This window comes from Pseudooceanicola sp. DL12 (assembly GCF_056270665.1).
Map to the genome: position 1 here is coordinate 1,339,673 of NZ_CM149884.1, position 19,266 is coordinate 1,358,938.

A 19,266-nucleotide genomic window follows, 5' to 3' on the forward strand; every position below is an offset into this window, starting at 1 on the left:
CAGTCATGGCGACGGTTGAAGGATCAGCTCGAACTCGATCAGAGCTCCTTGGGGCAACGACGCGCGGTCTATGCGGCAGGCTTGTGGCGGCGCGACGGAAGCCTAAGGCACAGGCATGGGCACAACAGGCCGCTGCGGTGGAGTGGGGCGTCCTCCGTCGTCGCTGGCCCACCTGCGACGATCACCGAACTACTGCCCTGCCGATCGAACCGGAGCTCCGGCCGGACGAACAGTGGGGAAGGACGCCAGGATGCGCGGGTGGGCGCGGGCCGATGACGAGCCGGCGCCGGGCCGGCCCGTTTCGTTTCAGCTGCGGTAGTCGGTGCCGACGCCTTCGATGGAGCGCAGGTGCGCCTCCCATTCCAGCATCAGGTCGCCATCTGCCTCGTTCATCTGGGCGTATTGGTCGACCACGTGATTGCCGATCTCGTCGGGCACGAGGCGCGGGGTCAGGCCCATGGACATGGTCGCCACCTGGATCTCGCAGGCGCGCTCCAGGTAGAACATGTTGTTGAACATCTCGGCCGCGGACCGACCGGCGGCGACCAGACCGTGGTTGCGCAGCACCAGCACCGGCTTGTCGCCGATGTCGGCCACGATGCGCTCGCGTTCGGCCAGGTCGAGGGCGATCCCCTCGAAGTCGTGGTAGGCGATACGTTTGTGGAACTGCAGGGAAATCTGGTTCAGCGGCAGAAGTCCCTCCTCCAGGCAGGAAACGGCGACGCCCGCGCGGGTATGGGTGTGCATGATCCAGGCGGCATCATGGCGGTTCATGTGCAGCGCCGAGTGGATCGTGAAGCCGGCGGGATTGACCCGATGCGGGCTGCCGTCCACCTTGTTGCCGTCGACGTCGATCTTGACCAGCGACGAGGCGGTGATCTCTTCCCAGCGCCAGCCATAGGGATTGATCAGGAAATGCCCGTCCTCGCCCGGAACGCGGGCGGTGATATGGGTATAGATCAGGTCGGTGAAACGATACCTGGCGGCCAGGCGGTAGCAGGCGGCCAGGTCTTCTCGGGTCTTGCGTTCTTCGGCAGAGATTTCTTGCATCATGGCTCCGTTGGGGGGCGGCACTTTGGCTCGGGTTGTGATTCAGGCCGAGTCTGAGGCAGAAAGGGGCAGAATTCCATGCAGTTCGAGCCGTAAACCATGCAGATTGCGAAAGACAGCGGAGCGGAGAGGCCCATTCAGGTGGGGGTCCTGCTGTTCCCACGCTTCTCGAACCATTGTCTGAGCCTGGCGGTGGAGCCGCTGCGGGCCTGCAACGACCTGACCGGGCGGCAGTTGCATGAATGGCGGTACCTGAGCCCCGAGGGCGGCACGGTGCGCTCGTCCAGCGGGCTCGAGGTGCAGACGGAAGGGCCGCTCTCGGAACAGGCCGGCGGGGATATGCTCTTCGTGCTGCCGTGCTTTGATCACAGGGCCCTGGCCGATGCGGCCTGCGGGAGGATGCTGCGGGCGGCCCAGAGGCGGTTCGGCACCCTCGTCGGGATGGACACGGGCGGCTGGCTGCTGGCCGCGGCGGGCCTGCTCGACGGGCGGCCGGCGACGATCCACTGGGATGAATGGGATGCCATGGCCGAGGCCTTTCCGGCGGTCGAGGTGCGCCGCGAAAGGGTCGTGCACGACGGCAACATCCGCACCTGCGGCGGGGCCTCGACCACTTTCGAGATGCTGCTGGACCTGGTCGAGGAAATGCACGGGCCGGCGCTGCGGCTGGAACTTGCGGCCTATTACATGCACCAGGACATGACCGAGGAACCGGGGCGCGAGGTGCCCGTCGCGCAGCGGCTGCGCCGGGACAGGCTGCCCGAGGCCGCGGTGATGATCATGCGCCGCCATATCGAGGATCCCCTTTCAATCAAAGAGATTTCCCGCCAGCTGGGCCTTGGCCGGCGGTCGCTGGAACAGGCCTGCCGGGCCCGGTTCGACCAGGGGCCGGATGCCCTCTATCGGGGTGTGCGCCTGCGCGAGGCGCGGCGGCTGATGGAACAGACCGCCCTGCCGGTGGTCGAGGTCGCGACGCGCTGCGGATATCGCGACGCCAGTGCCCTGACGCGGGCCTTTCGGCAGATGTTCGGGCTGACGCCCACCCGGGCCCGCCAGAGCCGCCTCGAGCAGGCGGCCGGCGACCGTGCTGCGCGGTCCCTGGGGCGGCGGGGCGGCGGCGGGCGGTTGCCGGGGTAGGGCCCCCGCCGCAAGGCCGTGCCGCCAAGGACCGCCCGACGAGGCTGCCGCACGGGGCTGCCAGATGGGGGCATTGTGCGTTTTTGCAAGTGCCTGAAAAGGCCCGATCCCAACGTCGGTATTACGTCGGTATCGCGTCGGTATCACGTCGGTGCGGAGCCGAACCCCGCACCGGCGCACCATCGTGCGCTGATGCGCAGGAGGGCGGGGCCGGACGCGGCCCCAAAAGCCTGCCTCAGCTGCCGGAGAGGTAATCCGCCGAGACGTAGCCGCGGACATGGGGCGCATCGGCGAGCGAGACCTTGCACCAGAGCTGGCCCACCTCGGTGACGCAGTCGTGGCGGTTGAGCGCGGTGCCGTCGGGCAGGCCGACGATGACCTTGTAGCCCAGCCCCGGACCGGCCCGCAGCTTGAGCAGGTCATCGGGGCCGGCGCCCTCGACGACGGTGCGCCCGCCGGAAAGACCGCTGCTGCAGCCCGCAACAAGCAGGAGTGAGAAAACCAGGGGAAGGGTGCCGCGGCGCATGCTCTGACCTCGATCGTTATTGTGATGCCTGACGTGAAGCGAAGCCGAATCCGGAGGGGCGCCGGCCGCTTCGTCCCGATCTTACCGCAGGGGGCGCCGAGGTCTATCGGCAGAGGCGCCGGGGGGCGGGGAAATTGCCGAAGGGGCGCGCGGGGCCGGTCAATCGGCGGTAATCAATCGGCGGCAATCAATCTGCTGCGGCGAAATGGGCGAGCTGATCCTGATAGGCCTGTTCGAAGGCCGGGCGGGCCGTGGCGCGGGCCACATAGGCGCGGCAGGCCGGGTGACCCGAGAGGGCATCGAAGCGGTCGGCCAGGCGGAGCACGTCGGCCATGGCGATATCGGCGATGGAGAAGCTGCCGGCGAGCCAGTCGCGGGCCTGAGCGGGCCCCGCGCCCTCGGGACCGCCGAGGTAGCCCTCGACATGATCGAGGCGCCCGGCGAGGAAACGGTCGAGCGCCTGCCGGCCCGGCGTCTGATCGGTGTCGCCGGCGAACTGATGGACGGTGAAGGGCAGCACCGCCATTTCCACCGAGTTGAGCGCGGCAAAGAGCCAGCTGATGGCGCGCTGCCGGCCCTGTGGATCGTCGGGCAGCAGCATGCCGGAGGCCTCGGCGACATGGAGCAGGGCGGCGCCGCTCTCGAAGATCGAAAGCGTGCCGACGGTGAGCCAGGGCACCTGGCCGAAGGGCTGATGGCGCAGGTGATCGGGGCCACGCTGACGGAAGGGGGTGGTGGCCACCTCGTAGGGCAGGCCGGCCTCTTCCAGGGCCCAGCGAAGCCGCAGGTCGCGGACATGGCCACGGGGCAGCTCTGGCACCCAGTCGTAGGTGGTGAGGGTGATCTGTTCCATGGGGCAAGGATAGCCGATGCGCGGCCCGCTGTCGAAATCCGGCGGGGCGGGCGGCGGTTCCCGGCTGACGGGCCGGGGCCTGATGGGCAGCGGCCGGGCATGAAAAGGCCCCGGGGCAGTGCTGCACCGGGGCCAGATCAGCGGGGGGGGGGCAATCAGCGGGAGAGGCTCAGGCCTTGCGGCCGACGCCGGGCAGGGCGCAGAGCATCTCGTAGAGGAAGTTGGCGGCGATCACGGCGGTATTGCCGGCGGGATCATAGGGGGGCGAGACCTCGACCAGGTCGCAGCCCACGAGGTTCAGCCCGGCGGTGCCGCGGATGATCTCGAGCCCCTGCATGGTGGTCAATCCGCCGACCTCGACCGTGCCGGTGCCGGGCGCGAAGGCCGGGTCGAGGCTGTCGATGTCATAGGAGAGATAGACCGGTGCATCGCCGATCTTCTCCCGGATCTCGGCCATCAGCGGCGTCAGCGACTTGTGCCAGCATTCCTCGGCCTGGATGCAGGTCCAGCCCTTGGAGCGGCCCCAGTCGAAATCGTCGGCGGCATAGCCGGTGCCGCGCAGGCCGATCTGGAAGACCTTGTCGTTGATCAGGCAGCCATCCTCCCAGGCGCGGCGGAAGGGGCAGCCATGGGCGACGGTTTCGCCGAACATGTCCTCGTTGGTATCGGAATGCGCATCGACGTGGATCAGGGCGACGGGGCCGTGACGCTCCTTGATGGCGCGCAGGATCGGCCAGGTCAGGGTGTGGTCGCCGCCGAGCGTCAGGGGGATGGTGCCGTGGGAGAGCACCTCGTTGTAATGGGCGGTGATGATGTCGACCGATTTCTTCAGGTCGAAGAGGTTGATCGGCACGTCACCGATATCGGCCACCTGCAGGTATTCGAAGGGCGCGGCGCCGGTGGCCATGTTGTAGGGGCGGATCATGCGGCTCTCGTCGCGGATCTGGCGCGGGCCGAGGCGGGTGCCGGGGCGGTTCGAGGTGCCGATGTCCATGGGGATCCCCAGGAAGCAGGCATCGAGGCCCTCGGCGCTGTCCTGGGTGGGCAGGCGCATCATGGTGGCGGGGCCGCCGGTGCGCGGCATGGTGTTGCCGCCGAGCGGCTGGTTGAAGCGGGGTTCGGTCATCGGAGCATCCTTTTGTCTGAGGGGAGGCTACGCGTTCCGCGCCACTTGATGAATACCGAAGTGGGCGGGGTTACGTTTGATGTTCGTCGAAGTGATCATCCTGCAGGCGGGTGAACTCCTGCAGCAGGGCGCGGGTGGTGGGGCCGGGATCGGGCAGGGTGAGGGCCTCGAACCGGCAATGGTAGGCAAAGAGATCGGGGCGCAGGGCGCGCAGCCGGTCGCTGGCCACCAGGTGGGTGACGGCATGATCGGGCATGTAGCCGATGAAGGCGCCGGAGAGGATCATGATGAGCTGCGGCTCCAGCCCCTCGGCCATGGCGGTGGTTTTCGGGAAATCGCGCAGGCCCTCGTGATCCTCGCGCCAGTAGCTGCGGCCGACGCTGCGCTGGGCGGTGATGCGGGCGGGATCGAGGGCGGGAGTGGCCTCGGGATCAGCGGCGTCCCAGAGCGGGTGGCCCGGCGCGCAGTAGAGGTGATGGGTCTCGGTGTGCAGGCCGAGGCTCTCCAGCCCGTCGACACGGTGCGGGAAGGCGCCGATGGCCATGTGCAGCCGCTGCGAGAGCACATCGGCCTGCAGGGTGCGGGGCGAGCCCTGGGAGAGCTCGAAGCGCAGCGAATCCGCATCCGCGCGGCGCTGCAGGGCGCCGATGGCGGCGGGCAGGGGGAAGGCGAGATCGCTGGCCACGTGATCGACGAGGCCGATGCGCAGGGTGCCCGAGAGCGTGCCGCGCAGGGCGCCGATGCGGGTGGCGAAATCCTCGGTGCCGGCGAGCAGCAGGCGGGTTTCCCGGTAGACGGCCTCGCCCTGCTCGGTGAGGGAGAAGCCGGTGCGGCCGCGGCGGCAGAGGGTCATGCCGAGGCGGGTCTCGAGCTGGGTGATCTGGGTCGAGATGGTCGAGACGCCGACGCCGAGCTCGGCCTGGGCCCCGGCATAGCCGCGGTGGCGCACCACCGCATCGAAGACGCGCAGCAGGTGCAGGTCACGTCCGGCCAGCCGCATCAGCGGGCACCGCGGGGGCAGGCGGGGGGGCAGGCGGGGAAACGTGGGCGGGAGAGGTCGAAGGGCAGGGACATTGCGGCGGCTTTCGGGCTGATGCGCCGTTCCTACATCGGAACGGGGGAGGCGGGAAAGCCCGGCGCGCGGGGGGGAACTGCGGGAGAGCAGGGGGGGCTGTCGGGGCGCCCGCGCAGAGGCAAAGGGCCGTGCATCGCGGGCGCATTGCCGGGGCGGGGGCACCTTGCCCCTTGAACAACCATTTAAGTGAATGCTTCAATGGCGACAGTTTGAAGCACGCGCGACGGCGGGGCATGACTCGGGCATTCCCCGGGTCAGGCATCCGTGCGACATTTCGGAACCACGACCTTGCACATGCAATACGACAGCGACGCCATGAAGGGACGCCTGAGAACGCGGCTCGATACGCAGGGTCTCTCCCTGCGTGCCGCCTCTATTCGGGCTGGCCTCGCAAAGGGTTACCTGCATTCGATTTTGAAGGAGGGGCGGGAACCGACGGTGCAGAACCTTGCGAAGGTCTGCGCGGCGAACGACATAAGCCTGGCCTATGTGCTGTTGGGCTTTGAGGTGTCATCCGAGGTCTGCAGCCATCTTCATGACGAAGATTGATACGGACCGGGAGGATGCCCCCGTGCCTCTTCTTGAACGCCGTTAGTCGGGTAGGCCCCTCCTTCAGACTGTTTGCGACATCTTGATAATGGTTAACAGGACACTGGATACCGGTACGTCGCTGGCAGCAGACTTCTTCTACCCCGAAGTGCTGAATTCAGGAATAGACCTCTTGAAAAAACCTGTCAACAAGATCATTCTGGTTCCTGAATTTAGGAACGGTGAGTGAAGATGGAAGGTTTTCGAGCCCGGTTGGGCGCGGCAATCGAGCGGTCCCGGTACAAGGGAAAGGTCTGGCAGCTGTCGGAAGATGCGCAGCTCGGACGCAAGACGGTTTACAATATTCTTAATGATAGCAAGCTCGACACGTCGAAAACCGGCCCGGGTTTCTTTGCAATCTCAAGGATAGCGGAGCTGATCGAAATCAGCCTGGATGAACTGGCCGGCAAGGCGCCGGAGCCGTTGGTCACCCATACCGTCGCCGCCCTGACCCAGCAGATGGCCGACCTTGTCGAGCGCACGAATGTCGACAGCCTGATGCGTTTGCATGCGAAATCGGGCGGACGAATCGAGGCTTTCGAGAAGATCCTGCCCTATTGCGACGTCTATGCCCCCTGCGAAGCCGGTGATTCCAACATCACGGTCCGGGTCCTGGGCGCGCGCAGCCTGGCCACGGTGACCATGGGCACCAGCAGCGTCGACGTGATGCAGTCTGCCGTCGATGCCCTGCCGGAGGGCGAATTGCGCGTGCGCTGGGTGGAGGATTACTCGGAGGCGACGCGGCGCGGGGTGCTGGCCACGGTCGAAACGCTGAACGTGCAGATGCCGAACCGCCCGGTGAAGGTGAAGATGGACTTCACCCGCACCCTCCTGTGCGTGCTGGACGGTGCAGGCGAAAAGAGCGTTCTGAACTTCTCGTCGCTGATCATCTGAGCGATGATCGCGGAGGCGTCACTTGACCAGCTTGCGCGTGGATTGGAGCGTGGCCCGCGCCTGCGGCAGCAGGCTGGAGCGCGGCAGCGCCGCGAGCCATTCGGAACTGTTGCGCGGGTAGGGCGGATCGATCCATTCGAAGGGCGCCGGCATCAGCACCGGAAAACCGTAGAGCGCCGCCGCCCCGCGCAGCACGTCGGCCTCGCGGATGAAGCAATAGGTCCAGTCGGGGTTCCATTTCAGCGACACCGCAAGGTGGCCGATCTGGATCAGCGAGCGCAGGGTCGAGCGCGAGCCCCGAGCCTTTGGGGATACGTACAGATCGCCGAAATAGACCATCTTGCCGCCCACCCGGGAAGAGACCTCGGGGCGCACGTTCCGGATCACCGGGCCGTCGCGGTCGGGGCCGTAGTGGCGCGACATGATGCGCGGCCAGTAGGAGGCGACGCTCTCGGTGCCGAGATCCTCGAGCCGCGCACAGCCCAGGAAGACCGGTTCGCCATGTTTCTTGCCGAGCAGCCAGATCACGTTCTGCGAGGTGAAATCATTGTGCAAGGGCGAGGAGAAGGGCGTGAGATAGGGCTTGCCCAGGGCTGTCACCATATCGTTCACGCTGGGCAGGTCGCTCATCTCCTCGACGGTGTACCCGTCCTCGTACAATTCGTGCTGAAGCTGCCCCAGCAGGGCCGCCCGCTCTATAGTGTCCATTCCATACTCCATGTCGCTGTCTGAGGGTGCTTCGGTCCTTCCGGCGGTGCGGTGAAACTGCGACCAGACCACAAGGACTCGTAGGCGATCTTTTGCTGCGACCTAAATAATGGACACGCAAAGCGAAATACCACTGCAAAGCGGCCATGGGCGGCCAGTGTTGCGGACTGAGGCGGGATATGGCGCCGGATGCGGCCCGCAGGCGCAGCCGCTGGGCGGACACTGCAGGGCGTGAAGGGGGCAGGGCAGCGAGATTTCCTGACGCGCGCGGTGCCCGGAGGTGAAATTTTCGGCGGTTTTCCCGAGTGGGGCGGGTGCCGCAGCGTCATTCGGGCCGCCGGCGCGGCGGCAGCCGCCGCTGACGTTGCGGCACCTGTGGCCGGGCTGCGACCAATTGCCCGGCCGGGGGCCGGCCGGGGCCGCGGGCCTTGCCCGAAAGGCCGCCCTGGGGTCCTCTGTCTTCCGTGGCGGCCGGGTTCGGTGCGCCGCGCGATCCTGCCCCCCTGCCGGCACCGTCGCGGCGCCGGCCGCCCCCTTCGGAGGAGACCCGAATGCCCGTAATGATCCCTGCCGCCCGCAGGCCCCGTTCCGCCCTTGCCGCCCTGGCCCTGGCCGCCGCCATGGCGCCGGTGCTGAGCGCCCCCGTGCTGGCGCAGTCCGAGCCGACCTACGAGGACGACCGCTCGACCGCCGGCGATGTCATCAGCAGCTATTACAACGCCATCAACCGCCAGGAATACCTGCGCGCCTGGTCCTATTACCGCCCCGAGAACGCCCCCGACTGGTCCGGCTTCGAGAAGGGCTACGAGGAGACGGCCAATGTCTCGCTGAAGCTGGGCGAGGCCGTGGCCGATCCGGGCGCCGGCAGCTACTACTGGTATCAGCCGGTGGCGATCTCCTCGGAGAACACCGACGGCACGAGCCAGGTCTATGCCGGCTGCTACACGCTGCTGCTGTCGAGCCCCTCGGCCCAGGCCACGCCGCCGTTCCAGCCGATGGGCATCACCGAGGGCCACATGAGCCCGGTCTCGACCTCGCTCGACGAGAGCGTGCCGGCGAGCTGCCCCGGAAGCTGACCGGACCCCTCGATCGGGTGAGCGAACGGGAGGGGCAGGGCGCAGGCGCTGCCCCTCTTGCCGTGAGGGGGGGGGCGCAACCGGGGCGCGCATTTGCCCGCGAGGTGCGCTAGGCTGGCCGGGACACCGCAAGGAGATTTCCATGCCGCGCCTGATCTGCCTGATCCTCGTCTTCTGCCTCGCGCTTGCGGGCCCGGCCGCAGGGCCTGCATCGGCGCTCGACCGGGGGGCGGTCGAGGCGCAGTTCCGCGGCTGGCTCGAGGCGCAGGTCTGGCCCGCCGCCCGGCGCCGGGGCGTGTCGCGGGCGACCTTCGAGGCGGCATTCGCGGGCGTCACGCTCGACTGGGACCTGCCCGACCTGGTGCCGCCCGGTGGCGGCGCCCGCCCGCAGGTGCAGAACCAGGCCGAGTTTCGCGCCCCGGGGCGGTATTTCACCGAAAGCGCGCTCTCCGGGGCCACGGCGACGGGGCGGCAGATGGCCGCGCGCCATGCCGATGTGCTGGCCCGGATCGAGGCCCGGACCGGCGTGCCGGGGCGCATCGTCCTCGGCATCTGGGGCAAGGAGAGCGCCTATGGCCGCGCGGCGATCCCCCATGATGGCTTCCGGGTGCTGGGCACCAAGGCCTTCATGTCGACCCGCGCGCCCTATTTCGCCGAGGAGCTGATCGCCGCGCTCGAGATTGCGCAGCAGGGCCACGTGGCGCCGCGCGCCATGAAGAGCAGCTGGGCCGGGGCGCTGGGGCAGCCGCAGTTCATGCCCTCGTCCTTCCTGAAATACGCCGCCGACGGCGATGGTGACGGGCGCGAGGACATCTGGACCTCCGCGCCCGATACCCTGGCCTCGATCGCCCGCTACCTGGACCGGCACGGCTGGCAGAAGGGGCGCGACTGGGGCTTCGAGGTGCGGGTGCCGGCGGCGGTCTCCTGCACGCTGGAGGGGCCGGACCAGGGGCGCAGGATCGAGGACTGGGAGAAGATGGGCATCACCCGGGTCTCCGGCCGGCCGTTCCCGGGCAACGAGCGCCGCGGCGAGGGCTTCCTGATGATGCCCGCGGGGCGCGCCGGGCCGGCCTTCCTGGTCACGCCCAATTTCTACGTGCTGAAGGCCTATAACGAGAGCGACGTCTACGCGCTCTTCGTGGGGCATGTGGGCGACCGGATCCAGTACGGCTCGGGCGGGTTCGCGGCGCCCTGGGCGCGCACCGACAGCCTGTCGCGGGGGCAGGTGGCGGCGCTGCAGCGGGGCCTCGAGGCGCAGGGCCACGACGTGGGCGGGGCCGATGGCCTGGTGGGCTTCAAGACCCGCCGCTCGATCGGGCGCTGGCAGGAGGCGCAGGGCCGCGCGGCCACCTGCTTTCCCGATGCCGCCATGGCGCGGGCCCTGGCACGATAGGGCCTGCCGGCGACGGCTGCGTCGCCAGACTGAATTCTCGTGCGCCGGCGGCAGGGGCCGCGGCGCGGAAAAACGCCCTGGGGGGAGAGGCCTTTGACACCGGTCACCTTCATCGTTCCGGTTCGACACCCGGAGAATGCTCGCAATTGGGAACAGACCATGGCGCAGTGGGCTCTGCGGCACTTCGCAGATCGTGCGCCGGGATCTCTACGGCTTTCCCACCCGGGCCAAGGAGGCGGACCCCGAATGGATCAAGGACCGGCTGGGCAGTCACCTGCGTCTGGCGCCGCTGCTCGAGCAGGCCGGTACGCCGCTGGCCGAGCTGCCGTTTCGTGGCGCCGTCTGCCGGGTGGGCAATGCGGCCTCGCACAGCCCGGCGGGGCGCTTCGCGGACCTCGGCGTGGTGGACCGCCCGCCGCCGCGGCGCGTGCTGCGCTATCTCGGATACCTGGCGCGCTACCGCTACCTGACGCCCGGCCTGCAGCGCGACTATTTCGGCGCCCCGGGCTGACCCTGCCGCAGGGGGCGCGGCGGTTTCCGTCGCGTTCCGCGGTGGCGCATCTTGCCTTCCGGCGCGGCCTGGGAAACGCTGCCGGCAGATGCCATGAAAGTGAGACACCGATGAATGCCGTCACTGAATTCCTGACCGGAAAATTCCCCGAGCACCGCGCCTTGCGTCGCGACATCCATGCCCACCCGGAGCTGGGTTTCCAGGAGGTGCGGACCTCCGGCATCGTGGCCGAGCGTCTGCGGGCCGCGGGCTACGAGGTGACGACGGGCCTCGGCGGCACCGGGGTGGTGGGCACGCTGCGGCGGGGCGAGGGCCCCACCATCGGCATCCGCGCCGACATGGACGCCCTGCCCATGGACGAGCAGACGAACCTGCCCCATGCCTCGAAGACCCAGGGCACGTTCCACGGCTGCGGCCACGACGGCCATACCGTCTCGCTGCTGGCCACGGCCGAGGCGCTGGCGGCGACGGGCAGCTTCTCGGGCACCGTGCACCTGATCTTCCAGCCGGCCGAAGAAGGCCTCGGCGGCGGCCTGAGGATGGTGCAGGAGGGGCTCTTCGAGCAGTTCCCCTGCGACCGGATCTTCGGCTTTCACAACGCGCCCAACCTGCCGCTGGGCGTGGCGGCCACGCGCCCCGGGCCGACCATGGCCTCGGCCGATGGCTTCATCATCCGGTTCAGCGGCCAGGGCGGCCACGCGGCGATCCCGCAGAAGGCCACCGACCTGGCGCTGCTGATCTCCGAGATCACCGTGGCGCTGCAACGTCTTGTGGCGCGGGCCATCGACCCGCTGCATTCGGTGGTGCTCTCGGTCTGCCAGATCCACGTCGGCTCGGCCCATAACGTGCTCGCCGGTGACGGCTGGATGAGCGGCACGATCCGCTGCCTCTCGCCAGAGGACCGGGCGGTGATCGAGAAGGGCATCCGCGACATCTGCACCCATCACGCCGCCGCTGCCGGCGCCGAGGTGGAGGTGGAGATGATCTATGGCTACCTGCCGCTGGTGAACGATCCGGACTGCGCGGCCCGGGTGGCGGCGCTGCTTTCCTCCGATGCGGCGCCGGTCCGCTACGTGCAGAGCGACCCGCTGCTGGCGGCCGAGGATTTCTCCTACATGCTGAACGAGGTGCCGGGTGCCTACATGTACTTCGGCATGGCGCGCGAGGGCGAGCCACAGGTGATGGTCCACCACCCCGCCTATGACTTCAACGACGACCTGATCCCGATCGTCGCCGAGAGCATGGTGGCGCTGGTGGAAAGCGAACTGCCCGCCTGAGGGCGCCAACAGGTGCCCCTGCGGGGGCACCGGCTGCGCCGCCGGGGGCCTGTCGCGCCGCGGCGGCGGCCCGCGGCCCATGGCGCGCGGCTCTCTTCATCTGGCCCGAAATATCCCCGCCGGAGGCTCCCGCCCGTCCCTCAGGCGCCGGCGTTCATCTCCTGCACCCTGGCCACAGCCGCCGCCAGCGAGCGCTCCAGCGCCGCTTCGAAGCCGGCCGCCTGGGCGGCGCCGAGGCCCGCCGCGATCACGCCCTGGTACTCGATGTAGGTCTGCACCAGCTCCGGCGCCGATGCGATCTGTCCGTCGAGCATCTCGGGCGCGGCGCAGACGAGGTTTTCCACCGCCGCCTCGGCCAGGGCCTCGGGCAGGCCCGCCGCGCGCGCCGCCTGCATCAGCCCCGAGGCCAGCAGCGCCGCATAGGCGGTGCCGGCGCCGGCCAGCGCCGTCAGCACGTCGAGGGCCGCCTCGTCCGGGGCCTCGGCCTCGGTGCCGAGGCTGCGCAGGATCCGCTGCGCCAGCGCGCGGTCCTCCTGCGTCGCCGCGTCACTGGCCAGCCAGGGGGTGAAGCTGCGCCCGGTCTCGACCAGGGCATTCGGAACCGTACGGACGACGCGCCGGGCGCCGGTGCGGGCCGTGATCTCGGTGATCGGCACCCCGGCCATGACAGAGATCACCAGCGCCTGGGCACAATCGAAGTCGCCGGCGCGGAAATCCTCGGGGCGCACCGAGAGGATCACCACGTCGGGCACCACCGGCATCTCGGCCAGCAGGACCTCCCAGTGCACGCCGGGGCAATCGTCGTAGACCCCATTTGGCCCGCTGCGGTTCAGCGCCGTGAAGAACTCGGGCACGGTCACGCCGTCGCGCAGCAGCGCCGGCCCGATGAACCGGCCCATCCAGCCGCTGGCGCCCGCCAGGGCCACTCTCGGTGTCGTCATCGCGTTTCTCCCTCTTGCCGGCAAAGCTAAACACGGCGTGCGGCGGGGGGCAATCTCAGCTGCGCCCGATCTCCAGCTCGGCGCGCACGCCGTGGCGCCCGTCGGCAAAGCGCAGGCAGCCGCCATGCTGTTCGGCCACCGCCGCCACGATGGTCAGCCCGAGGCCGAAGCCATCGATGCCGCCGGTGTCCTCGCCGCGGCGGAAGGGCTGGATCAGCGCCTCGATCTCGGCGGCGCGGTGGCTGCTGCCCTCGTCCTCGACCACGATCACCGCGCGGTCGGACCTGGCCGAGACCCCGACGCTGGCGCGGCGACCGTACTTGAGCGCATTGTCGACCAGGTTGCCCACCGCGCGCGAGAGCGCCAGCGGCCGGGCGGTGACCAGCAGCCGGCCACTCTCGGGCAGTTCGGCCACCCGCCGCCGTCCCGAGAGCAGCGAGGCGCCGCCCTCGATCTGGCGCGGCTCGGGGGCGCGCAGCTCGACGGGGCGGCCCATGTCCTGGTAGTCGGCGACAAGCGCCTCGACCAGCGAGGTGAGCGAGATCTGCCGCGGCTCCTCGGCGCTCAGCTCGCTGCGGGTATAGGTGAGCACGCTCTCGATCATGCCGGTCATGCGATCGATGTCGCGGTCGAACTTGGCGCGCAGCTCGGCATCCTCGATCAGCTGGCTGCGCAGGCGCAGACGGGTGGCCGGTGTGCCGAGATCGTGGCTGACGCCTGAGAGCACCATGGCGCGGCGCGCCAGCTGCTCGCGCTCGGCCTCGAGATAGGCATTGACCGCCGCGACGATGGCGCCGAGCTCGGCCGGGCCCTTGGTGTCATAGGCCTGCGGCCCGCCGAGGCGCCGGCGGGCCCGGAGCGTGGCGGCGAAGCTGACGAAGCGGGCGGAGGTATTGCTGACCTGGGTATAGATCGCGGCCATGGCCAGCAGCGCCAGCAGCAGCGCGGGCAGGCGCAGGTCGGGCGGCTGGGCCTCGCAGCCCCAGACGGGGGTGCCGTTGACGCGTTGCCAGGGGCCGTTGCCGGCCTGGGCAAAGAGCACCGGGTGGCTGCAGTAGCTGGCCATCAGCCGGGTGACCTGGCCGAGCTTTTCCGGCGCGGTGCGGCCATCGGCGGGCAGCATCCGGCTGACCTCGTACTGCAGCCCGTCCGAGACGATGGCGAGGCGCAGCAGCTGGCCGCCGAAATCCTCTGCCGTACCGTCACGTATGGAGGCGCGGGTGACATAGGCCGGGCTGGGCAGGCCGGGCAGGCGGTTGAACTCGCCGCGCTCGGCAAGGGCCAGGTCGTCGAAGGGCACCGGCGTGATGGTCAGCCCGGCGGGCGCCGTGGTGCCGCGCATCAGGCTGTCGTAGAGGGTGACGCCGGCGACATAGGCGCGGGTCAGGTGATCGTCCCAGGCGGTGCGGGAGCCGAACCAGAGCCAGCCCGAGAGCGCGCCCGCGGCAAAGGCGGTGCCGATCCAGGCCAGGCCGAGCGCCTTCAGCGAGGGTCGCCTCAGGCGCTCGCGCCAGGGCGCTCTCATGCCGCCTCGACCCGGACGTCGGCGGCCAGCACATAGCCGGTGCCGCGCAGGGTCTTCAGCAGCTCTGGCTCCCTGGGATTGCGCTCGATCTTGGAGCGCAGCCGCCCCACCAGCACGTCGATGGCGCGCCCGGAGGCCTCTCCGGTCTCGGCCTCCATGTCGAGGGCGGCGGCGATCTCCTCGCGGCTGAGGGGGATGTGCGGATTTGCCAGCAGCACCTTGAGCAGCTCGGTCTCGCGCCGCGACAGCGCCACCTGGAAGCCATCGGGGCTCTTCACCTCGTCGCGCTTTCCGTCATAGGTCCAGCCGGCAAAGCCGTAGCGCTTGGCGTTGCGGCGATAGACCAGCGAGGGGGTGCGATGGGCGCGGTGCAGCACCGCGCGCACGCGGGCCAGCAGCAGGTCGGGGTTGAAGGGCTTGGCGATGTAATCGTCGGCGCCGACCTCGTAGCCCGCCATGCGCTGATGATCGGCCGAGAGCGCCGAGACCAGGATGATCGGCAGGTCGTGATCGCGCCGCAGCCGGCCGCAGATCTCGACGCCGCTCTCGTCGCCCAGCATGACATCGAGCAGGATCAGGTCGACCCGTCCCTCCTGCATCCGGGCGTGGATCTCGGCGCCGGTGGCGGCGGGCAGCACGTGGAATCCGGCGCGGCGCAGGAAATCCGTCAGCATCTCGCGCATCTCGGAATCGTCGTCCACAACCAGCAGGCGCGATATCGCCATGTGTCCTCCCCAGGCTCCCGGTGCGGATCCCCCTCCGCAGGGCGGTATCCTAGGGCAGGGCGCGGGCGCGGGCAATCGCCACGCGCTGCGGCATGCCTGCACCAGGAGGTGATCCATGCGCGTATCACAGGCGCGGATTGCAACTTTCGGTTTGGTGGGGGCGCTTTACCGGGGTTAAGATCTGGTGAACGCGCGGTATTCTCGACGAGGCAGGGGGGCTGGCCATGCATTGGCTCGTATATGTCGTAAACTATTTCGTGCTGATCAACATCATCACCCTGGTGGCGATGCGGGTCGATCTGTCGCGACAGCGCAAGGGCAAGTCGCGGCTGCCGGAAGAGGCGCTCTTCCTGCTGGCGCTGGTGGGCGGCGGCGTGGGCGCCAAGATCGGCGAGGATGCCCTCGAGTACAAGACCGAGAAACACCCTATGGGCGACATGCTTCGGGTGGTGATGATCCTGCAGGTCATCATCTTTTTCGTGGTCGTGGCCTTCCTGCTGCGCTGACCTGCGCAGCAGCCGGATGACCGGGCGCGCCATTTTTTCAGCTTTCGAGGTGTTAGCGGTATCACCGGGCTGCGGCGGGAAGTTTCCCCTAAGTCCGCTGCATTGCGGCATTTTTTCTGCATCTGCGGCTTCGTAACGGAATGTAACAAAGCGACACAAAATCTGTATCCTCAAGCATTCTCGGCTGTTGCCAGCACGCATTTCCTGCGGCGAATGTACCGGCGTCACCGCGCCCGTCAGGGGCGGTCACTCAATCGGGAGGATAATTCGGATGAAACTGACAAGCATTCTTGCGGCCGGTACCGCCGTGTCGCTGATGGCGCTGCCCGCGCTGGCAGAACCCCAGGCAGAGGTGCTGCACTGGTGGACCTCGGGCGGCGAGGCGAAATCCGTCGCCGTGCTGCAGGAGGAATTCGCCGCGCGCGGCGGCACCTGGACCGACATGCCGGTGGCCGGCGGCGGCGGCGATGCGGCGATGACCGCGCTGCGTGCCCGCGTGCTTTCGGGCAATGCGCCCACCGCCGTGCAGCTGAAGGGCCCGGCGATCCAGGAGTGGTACGAGGAGGGCGTGCTCGCCGATATCTCGGACGTGGCCGAGGCCCAGGGCTGGGCCGACGTGCTGCCCGAACAGCTGGCCGAGCACATGAAATGCGACGGCCACTGGTGCGCGGCGCCGGTGAACGTGCACCGGGTCAACTGGATCTGGGGCAACGCGGATATCCTGGAACAGAACGGCATCGAGATGCCGACCACCTGGGAGGAATTCAACGCCGCCGCCGAGAAGCTGAAGGCCGCCGGCATCACGCCGCTGGCCCATGGCGGGCAGTCCTGGCAGGACGCCACCGTCTTCGAGACCGTCGTGCTTGGCCTGGGCGGGCCGGAATTCTACCAGGCGGCGCTGGTCGATCTCGACCCCGAGGCGCTCGGCTCGGACACGATGGTGCAGGTCTTTGACGAGATGCGCGTGCTGCGCGGCTATGTCGACGACAACTTCTCGGGCCGCGACTGGAACCTGGCCACCGCCATGGTGATGAACGGCGAGGCCGCCTTCCAGATCATGGGCGACTGGGCCAAGGGCGAATTCCTGGCCGCCGGCAAGGTGCCGGGCGAGGATTTCATCTGCGCCGCGACGCCGGGCCACGGCTATCTCTACAACGTCGACAGCTTTGCCATGTTCGACGTCAAGGGCGACGACAAGAAGGCCGGGCAGGAGCTGCTGGCCGAGCTGATCGTGGGCCCGTCCTTCCAGGAGACCTTCAACCTGAACAAGGGCTCGATCCCGGTGCGCACCGATGTGTCGCTGGAGAAGTTCGACGACTGCGCGCATATCTCGGCCGAGGACATGAAGGCCGATGCCGCCGATGGCTCGCTGCTGCCGAGCTATGCCCACGGCATGGCGCTGCGTGGCGAGCCGGCCGGGGCGATCACCGACGTGGTGACCGCGCATTTCAACTCGGAAATGACCTCCCAGGAGGCCGTTGACCAGCTCGTGACCGCTGTCGCCAACGCCCAGTAACCGCTGCCTTTGCTGCCGCCCGGCGCCCTGCCGGGCGGTGGCATTTTCCGGAGACCCCTCATGACCAACTGGCTCGAACGGCAGGTGCCCAAGATGGTGCTGGCCCCCACGTTCGCGGCGATCCTGATCTTCGTCTATGGCTTCATCGCCTGGACGGCCTGGATCTCTCTCACCAAGTCCCGCCTGATGCCGAAATACGAGATCGTCGGTTTCGAGCAATACACCAAGCTCTTCGACACGCCGCGCTGGGACACGGCGCTGAACAACCTCTACATCTTCGGCTCGCTCTTTATCATCTTCTCCATGGTGATCGGGCTGATGCTGGCGATCTTCCTCGATCAGAAGATCCGGACCGAGGGGGCGATCCGCACCATCTACCTCTATCCCATGGCGCTCTCGATGATCGTCACCGGCACGGCGTGGAAATGGATCCTGAACCCGGGCCTCGGCATCCAGGCCATGGTGCGCGGCTGGGGGTTCGAGAATTTCACCTTCGACTGGCTGATCGATCCCGACATGGCGATCTATACCATCGTGCTGGCCGCCGTCTGGCAGGCCTCGGGCTTTGTCATGGCGCTCTTCCTTGCCGGGCTGCGCTCGGTCGACGGAGAGATCATCAAGGCGGCGCAGGTCGACGGAATCCCGACCTGGCGGATCTATACCGCCATCATCATTCCCTCCATGGCGCCGATCTTCCTATCGGCCTTCATCGTGCTGGCCCACCTGGCGATCAAGAGCTTCGACCTGGTCGTGGCGCTTACCGGCGGCGGCCCCGGCTATGCCACCGACCTGCCGGCCAACTACATGTATGCCATGGCCTTTTCCCGCGGCAACCTGGGCCAGGCGGCGGCCTCGGCCATGGTCATGATGGCCATCGTCTTTGCCATCGTGGTGCCTTACCTCTACTCCGAACTGAGGGCGAAACATGACTGATACGGCCTATGTCTCTCCCGCCGCCGGCCAGCGCACGACCTCGGCGCGCCTCGGCCGCATCGCGCTCCGCTGGGGGCTCTATGCCATCCTGATCGTCTTTGCGCTGTGGTACCTGATGCCGCTCTTCGTGATGGTGACCACCTCGCTGAAATCCCTCGACGAGATCCGCACGGGCTCGCTCGTGGCGCTGCCGCGCGAGGTCACCTTCGAACCCTGGCGCATTGCCTGGTCCGAGGCCTGCTCGGGGATCAAGTGCGAGGGGCTGAAGCCCTACCTGCTGAACTCGCTGATGATCGCCATTCCGGGCGTCGCCATTTCCACGCTGATCGGCGCGCTCAACGGCTATGTCTTTGCCCAGTGGCAGTTCAGGGGCGCCAACCTGCTCTTTGCCGCGCTGCTCTTCGGCTGCTTCATCCCCTTCCAGGTGGTGCTGCTGCCGATGGCGCAGATGCTGGGGCTGATGGGCCTGGCCGGCACCATCCCGGGGCTGATCTTCGTGCACACGGTCTATGGGCTCGGCTTTACCACGCTGTTCTTCCGCAATTACTACGTGACCATCCCGCATGAGCTGGTGCGCGCGGCCAAGATCGACGGGGCGGGCTTCTTCCGCATCTTCTGGTCGATCTTCCTGCCGCTGTCGCTGCCGATCATCGTCGTCACCGTGATCTGGCAGTTCACCCAGATCTGGAACGACTTCCTCTTCGGCGTGTCGTTCAGCCAGGCCGGAACCCAGCCCGTCACCGTGGCGCTCAACAACATCGTCAATTCGACCACCGGCGTTAAGGCCTACAACGTCGACATGGCCGCCGCGATCCTCGCCGCGCTGCCGACGCTGCTCGTCTATGTCGTTGCCGGCAAGTACTTCATCCGCGGCCTGACCGCCGGTTCGGTGAAAGGATAATCCCC

Annotated in this window: 20 protein-coding genes; 11 read left to right on the forward strand and 9 right to left on the reverse strand. The window is 68.2% G+C overall.

Features of this window, described 5'->3' with window-relative positions:
• Nucleotides 1-306 precede the first annotated feature (306 nt).
• Nucleotides 307-1,053: a class II aldolase/adducin family protein gene (locus AC0WR5_RS06255; protein ID WP_475867692.1), complete on the reverse strand. Its 747-nt coding sequence runs from the start codon at nucleotides 1,051-1,053 to the stop codon at nucleotides 307-309.
• A 96-nt stretch (nucleotides 1,054-1,149) separates the two neighbouring features.
• On the opposite strand from AC0WR5_RS06255, the gene AC0WR5_RS06260 reads away from it, so the two are divergent.
• Nucleotides 1,150-2,187 carry a GlxA family transcriptional regulator gene (locus tag AC0WR5_RS06260; RefSeq protein ID WP_475867693.1) on the forward strand — a complete coding sequence of 346 codons (1,038 nt, stop codon included), beginning with the start codon at nucleotides 1,150-1,152 and terminating at the stop codon, nucleotides 2,185-2,187.
• A 235-nt stretch (nucleotides 2,188-2,422) separates the two neighbouring features.
• On the opposite strand, the gene AC0WR5_RS06265 is transcribed toward AC0WR5_RS06260, so the two are convergent.
• The 4 genes from AC0WR5_RS06265 to AC0WR5_RS06280 form a co-directional block, all read right to left on the reverse strand.
• Nucleotides 2,423-2,713, reverse strand: coding sequence for an SH3 domain-containing protein (locus tag AC0WR5_RS06265; protein WP_475867694.1), 291 nt, complete (start codon nucleotides 2,711-2,713; stop codon nucleotides 2,423-2,425).
• A 187-nt stretch (nucleotides 2,714-2,900) separates the two neighbouring features.
• Nucleotides 2,901-3,566, reverse strand: coding sequence for a glutathione S-transferase family protein (locus tag AC0WR5_RS06270; RefSeq protein ID WP_475867695.1), 666 nt, complete (start codon nucleotides 3,564-3,566; stop codon nucleotides 2,901-2,903).
• Nucleotides 3,567-3,735: 169 nt separating this feature from the next.
• A complete protein-coding gene (gene speB, locus AC0WR5_RS06275) occupies nucleotides 3,736-4,692 on the reverse strand; it encodes an agmatinase (RefSeq protein ID WP_475867696.1) in 957 nt (318 codons plus the stop codon).
• Nucleotides 4,693-4,762: 70 nt separating this feature from the next.
• Nucleotides 4,763-5,692, reverse strand: coding sequence for a LysR family transcriptional regulator (locus AC0WR5_RS06280; RefSeq protein WP_475867697.1), 930 nt, complete (start codon nucleotides 5,690-5,692; stop codon nucleotides 4,763-4,765).
• Between the two features lie 369 nt (nucleotides 5,693-6,061).
• Here AC0WR5_RS06280 and AC0WR5_RS06285 point away from each other — a divergent pair, with 369 nt between their 5' ends.
• Both AC0WR5_RS06285 and AC0WR5_RS06290 read left to right on the forward strand, forming a co-directional pair.
• Nucleotides 6,062-6,316 (forward strand): helix-turn-helix domain-containing protein, encoded by a 255-nt coding sequence (locus tag AC0WR5_RS06285; protein WP_475867698.1) that lies wholly within the window; start codon nucleotides 6,062-6,064, stop codon nucleotides 6,314-6,316.
• Nucleotides 6,317-6,541: 225 nt separating this feature from the next.
• Complete coding sequence (locus tag AC0WR5_RS06290; RefSeq protein WP_475867699.1) at nucleotides 6,542-7,249, forward strand: hypothetical protein; 708 nt, start codon at nucleotides 6,542-6,544, stop codon at nucleotides 7,247-7,249.
• An 18-nt stretch (nucleotides 7,250-7,267) separates the two neighbouring features.
• Here AC0WR5_RS06290 and AC0WR5_RS06295 read toward each other — a convergent pair whose 3' ends face one another.
• Nucleotides 7,268-7,957 carry a hypothetical protein gene (locus tag AC0WR5_RS06295; RefSeq protein ID WP_475867700.1) on the reverse strand — a complete coding sequence of 230 codons (690 nt, stop codon included), beginning with the start codon at nucleotides 7,955-7,957 and terminating at the stop codon, nucleotides 7,268-7,270.
• 551 nt (nucleotides 7,958-8,508) lie between these two features.
• Between AC0WR5_RS06295 and AC0WR5_RS06300 the strand changes: the two genes are divergently transcribed.
• From AC0WR5_RS06300 to AC0WR5_RS06315, 4 genes are all read left to right on the forward strand, one after another.
• Nucleotides 8,509-9,033, forward strand: a complete 525-nt coding sequence (locus AC0WR5_RS06300; RefSeq protein WP_475867701.1) for a hypothetical protein — start codon at nucleotides 8,509-8,511, stop codon at nucleotides 9,031-9,033.
• Between the two features lie 142 nt (nucleotides 9,034-9,175).
• On the forward strand, nucleotides 9,176-10,426 hold the full coding sequence (locus AC0WR5_RS06305) for a lytic murein transglycosylase (RefSeq protein ID WP_475867702.1): 1,251 nt from the start codon (nucleotides 9,176-9,178) through the stop codon (nucleotides 10,424-10,426).
• Between the two features lie 136 nt (nucleotides 10,427-10,562).
• The gene (locus tag AC0WR5_RS06310; RefSeq protein WP_475867703.1) at nucleotides 10,563-10,937 is read left to right on the forward strand and encodes a hypothetical protein; all 375 of its coding nucleotides are present in this window, start codon (nucleotides 10,563-10,565) and stop codon (nucleotides 10,935-10,937) included.
• A 110-nt stretch (nucleotides 10,938-11,047) separates the two neighbouring features.
• Complete coding sequence (locus tag AC0WR5_RS06315; RefSeq protein ID WP_475867704.1) at nucleotides 11,048-12,214, forward strand: amidohydrolase; 1,167 nt, start codon at nucleotides 11,048-11,050, stop codon at nucleotides 12,212-12,214.
• A gap of 140 nt (nucleotides 12,215-12,354) precedes the next feature.
• Here AC0WR5_RS06315 and AC0WR5_RS06320 read toward each other — a convergent pair whose 3' ends face one another.
• The 3 genes from AC0WR5_RS06320 to AC0WR5_RS06330 are packed head-to-tail and all read right to left on the reverse strand — an operon-like array spanning nucleotide 12,355 to nucleotide 15,405.
• Nucleotides 12,355-13,155: a pyrroline-5-carboxylate reductase family protein gene (locus AC0WR5_RS06320; RefSeq protein ID WP_475867705.1), complete on the reverse strand. Its 801-nt coding sequence runs from the start codon at nucleotides 13,153-13,155 to the stop codon at nucleotides 12,355-12,357.
• Between the two features lie 55 nt (nucleotides 13,156-13,210).
• Nucleotides 13,211-14,680, reverse strand: a complete 1,470-nt coding sequence (locus AC0WR5_RS06325; protein WP_475867706.1) for a sensor histidine kinase — start codon at nucleotides 14,678-14,680, stop codon at nucleotides 13,211-13,213.
• Entirely contained in the window at nucleotides 14,677-15,405 is a 729-nt protein-coding gene (locus AC0WR5_RS06330; RefSeq protein WP_475867707.1) for a response regulator transcription factor, read from the reverse strand. The genes AC0WR5_RS06325 and AC0WR5_RS06330 overlap by 4 nt, the downstream gene beginning before the upstream one ends.
• A gap of 224 nt (nucleotides 15,406-15,629) precedes the next feature.
• On the opposite strand from AC0WR5_RS06330, the gene AC0WR5_RS06335 reads away from it, so the two are divergent.
• The 4 genes from AC0WR5_RS06335 (at nucleotide 15,630) to AC0WR5_RS06350 (ending at nucleotide 19,261) form a co-directional block, all read left to right on the forward strand.
• On the forward strand, nucleotides 15,630-15,911 hold the full coding sequence (locus AC0WR5_RS06335; protein WP_475867708.1) for a DUF1294 domain-containing protein: 282 nt from the start codon (nucleotides 15,630-15,632) through the stop codon (nucleotides 15,909-15,911).
• A 271-nt stretch (nucleotides 15,912-16,182) separates the two neighbouring features.
• A complete protein-coding gene (locus tag AC0WR5_RS06340; RefSeq protein ID WP_475867709.1) occupies nucleotides 16,183-17,427 on the forward strand; it encodes an ABC transporter substrate-binding protein in 1,245 nt (414 codons plus the stop codon).
• 60 nt (nucleotides 17,428-17,487) lie between these two features.
• On the forward strand, nucleotides 17,488-18,360 hold the full coding sequence (locus AC0WR5_RS06345) for a carbohydrate ABC transporter permease (protein ID WP_475867710.1): 873 nt from the start codon (nucleotides 17,488-17,490) through the stop codon (nucleotides 18,358-18,360).
• Nucleotides 18,353-19,261, forward strand: coding sequence for a carbohydrate ABC transporter permease (locus AC0WR5_RS06350; protein ID WP_475867711.1), 909 nt, complete (start codon nucleotides 18,353-18,355; stop codon nucleotides 19,259-19,261). The genes AC0WR5_RS06345 and AC0WR5_RS06350 overlap by 8 nt, the downstream gene beginning before the upstream one ends.
• Nucleotides 19,262-19,266: the final 5 nt, after the last annotated feature.

Bases quoted from the DNA above. Each gene is read 5' to 3' on its own strand.
- AC0WR5_RS06255 (WP_475867692.1), bottom strand. From the start codon at position 1,053: ATGATGCAAGAAATCTCTGCCGAAGAACGCAAGACCCGAGAAGACCTG.
- AC0WR5_RS06260 (WP_475867693.1), top strand. From the start codon at position 1,150: ATGCAGATTGCGAAAGACAGCGGAGCGGAGAGGCCCATTCAGGTGGGG.
- AC0WR5_RS06265 (WP_475867694.1), bottom strand. From the start codon at position 2,713: ATGCGCCGCGGCACCCTTCCCCTGGTTTTCTCACTCCTGCTTGTTGCG.
- AC0WR5_RS06270 (WP_475867695.1), bottom strand. From the start codon at position 3,566: ATGGAACAGATCACCCTCACCACCTACGACTGGGTGCCAGAGCTGCCC.
- speB (WP_475867696.1), bottom strand. From the start codon at position 4,692: ATGACCGAACCCCGCTTCAACCAGCCGCTCGGCGGCAACACCATGCCG.
- AC0WR5_RS06280 (WP_475867697.1), bottom strand. From the start codon at position 5,692: ATGCGGCTGGCCGGACGTGACCTGCACCTGCTGCGCGTCTTCGATGCG.
- AC0WR5_RS06285 (WP_475867698.1), top strand. From the start codon at position 6,062: ATGCAATACGACAGCGACGCCATGAAGGGACGCCTGAGAACGCGGCTC.
- AC0WR5_RS06295 (WP_475867700.1), bottom strand. From the start codon at position 7,957: ATGGACACTATAGAGCGGGCGGCCCTGCTGGGGCAGCTTCAGCACGAA.
- AC0WR5_RS06300 (WP_475867701.1), top strand. From the start codon at position 8,509: ATGCCCGTAATGATCCCTGCCGCCCGCAGGCCCCGTTCCGCCCTTGCC.
- AC0WR5_RS06305 (WP_475867702.1), top strand. From the start codon at position 9,176: ATGCCGCGCCTGATCTGCCTGATCCTCGTCTTCTGCCTCGCGCTTGCG.
- AC0WR5_RS06310 (WP_475867703.1), top strand. From the start codon at position 10,563: ATGCTCGCAATTGGGAACAGACCATGGCGCAGTGGGCTCTGCGGCACT.
- AC0WR5_RS06315 (WP_475867704.1), top strand. From the start codon at position 11,048: ATGAATGCCGTCACTGAATTCCTGACCGGAAAATTCCCCGAGCACCGC.
- AC0WR5_RS06320 (WP_475867705.1), bottom strand. From the start codon at position 13,155: ATGACGACACCGAGAGTGGCCCTGGCGGGCGCCAGCGGCTGGATGGGC.
- AC0WR5_RS06325 (WP_475867706.1), bottom strand. From the start codon at position 14,680: ATGAGAGCGCCCTGGCGCGAGCGCCTGAGGCGACCCTCGCTGAAGGCG.
- AC0WR5_RS06330 (WP_475867707.1), bottom strand. From the start codon at position 15,405: ATGGCGATATCGCGCCTGCTGGTTGTGGACGACGATTCCGAGATGCGC.
- AC0WR5_RS06335 (WP_475867708.1), top strand. From the start codon at position 15,630: ATGCATTGGCTCGTATATGTCGTAAACTATTTCGTGCTGATCAACATC.
- AC0WR5_RS06340 (WP_475867709.1), top strand. From the start codon at position 16,183: ATGAAACTGACAAGCATTCTTGCGGCCGGTACCGCCGTGTCGCTGATG.
- AC0WR5_RS06345 (WP_475867710.1), top strand. From the start codon at position 17,488: ATGACCAACTGGCTCGAACGGCAGGTGCCCAAGATGGTGCTGGCCCCC.
- AC0WR5_RS06350 (WP_475867711.1), top strand. From the start codon at position 18,353: ATGACTGATACGGCCTATGTCTCTCCCGCCGCCGGCCAGCGCACGACC.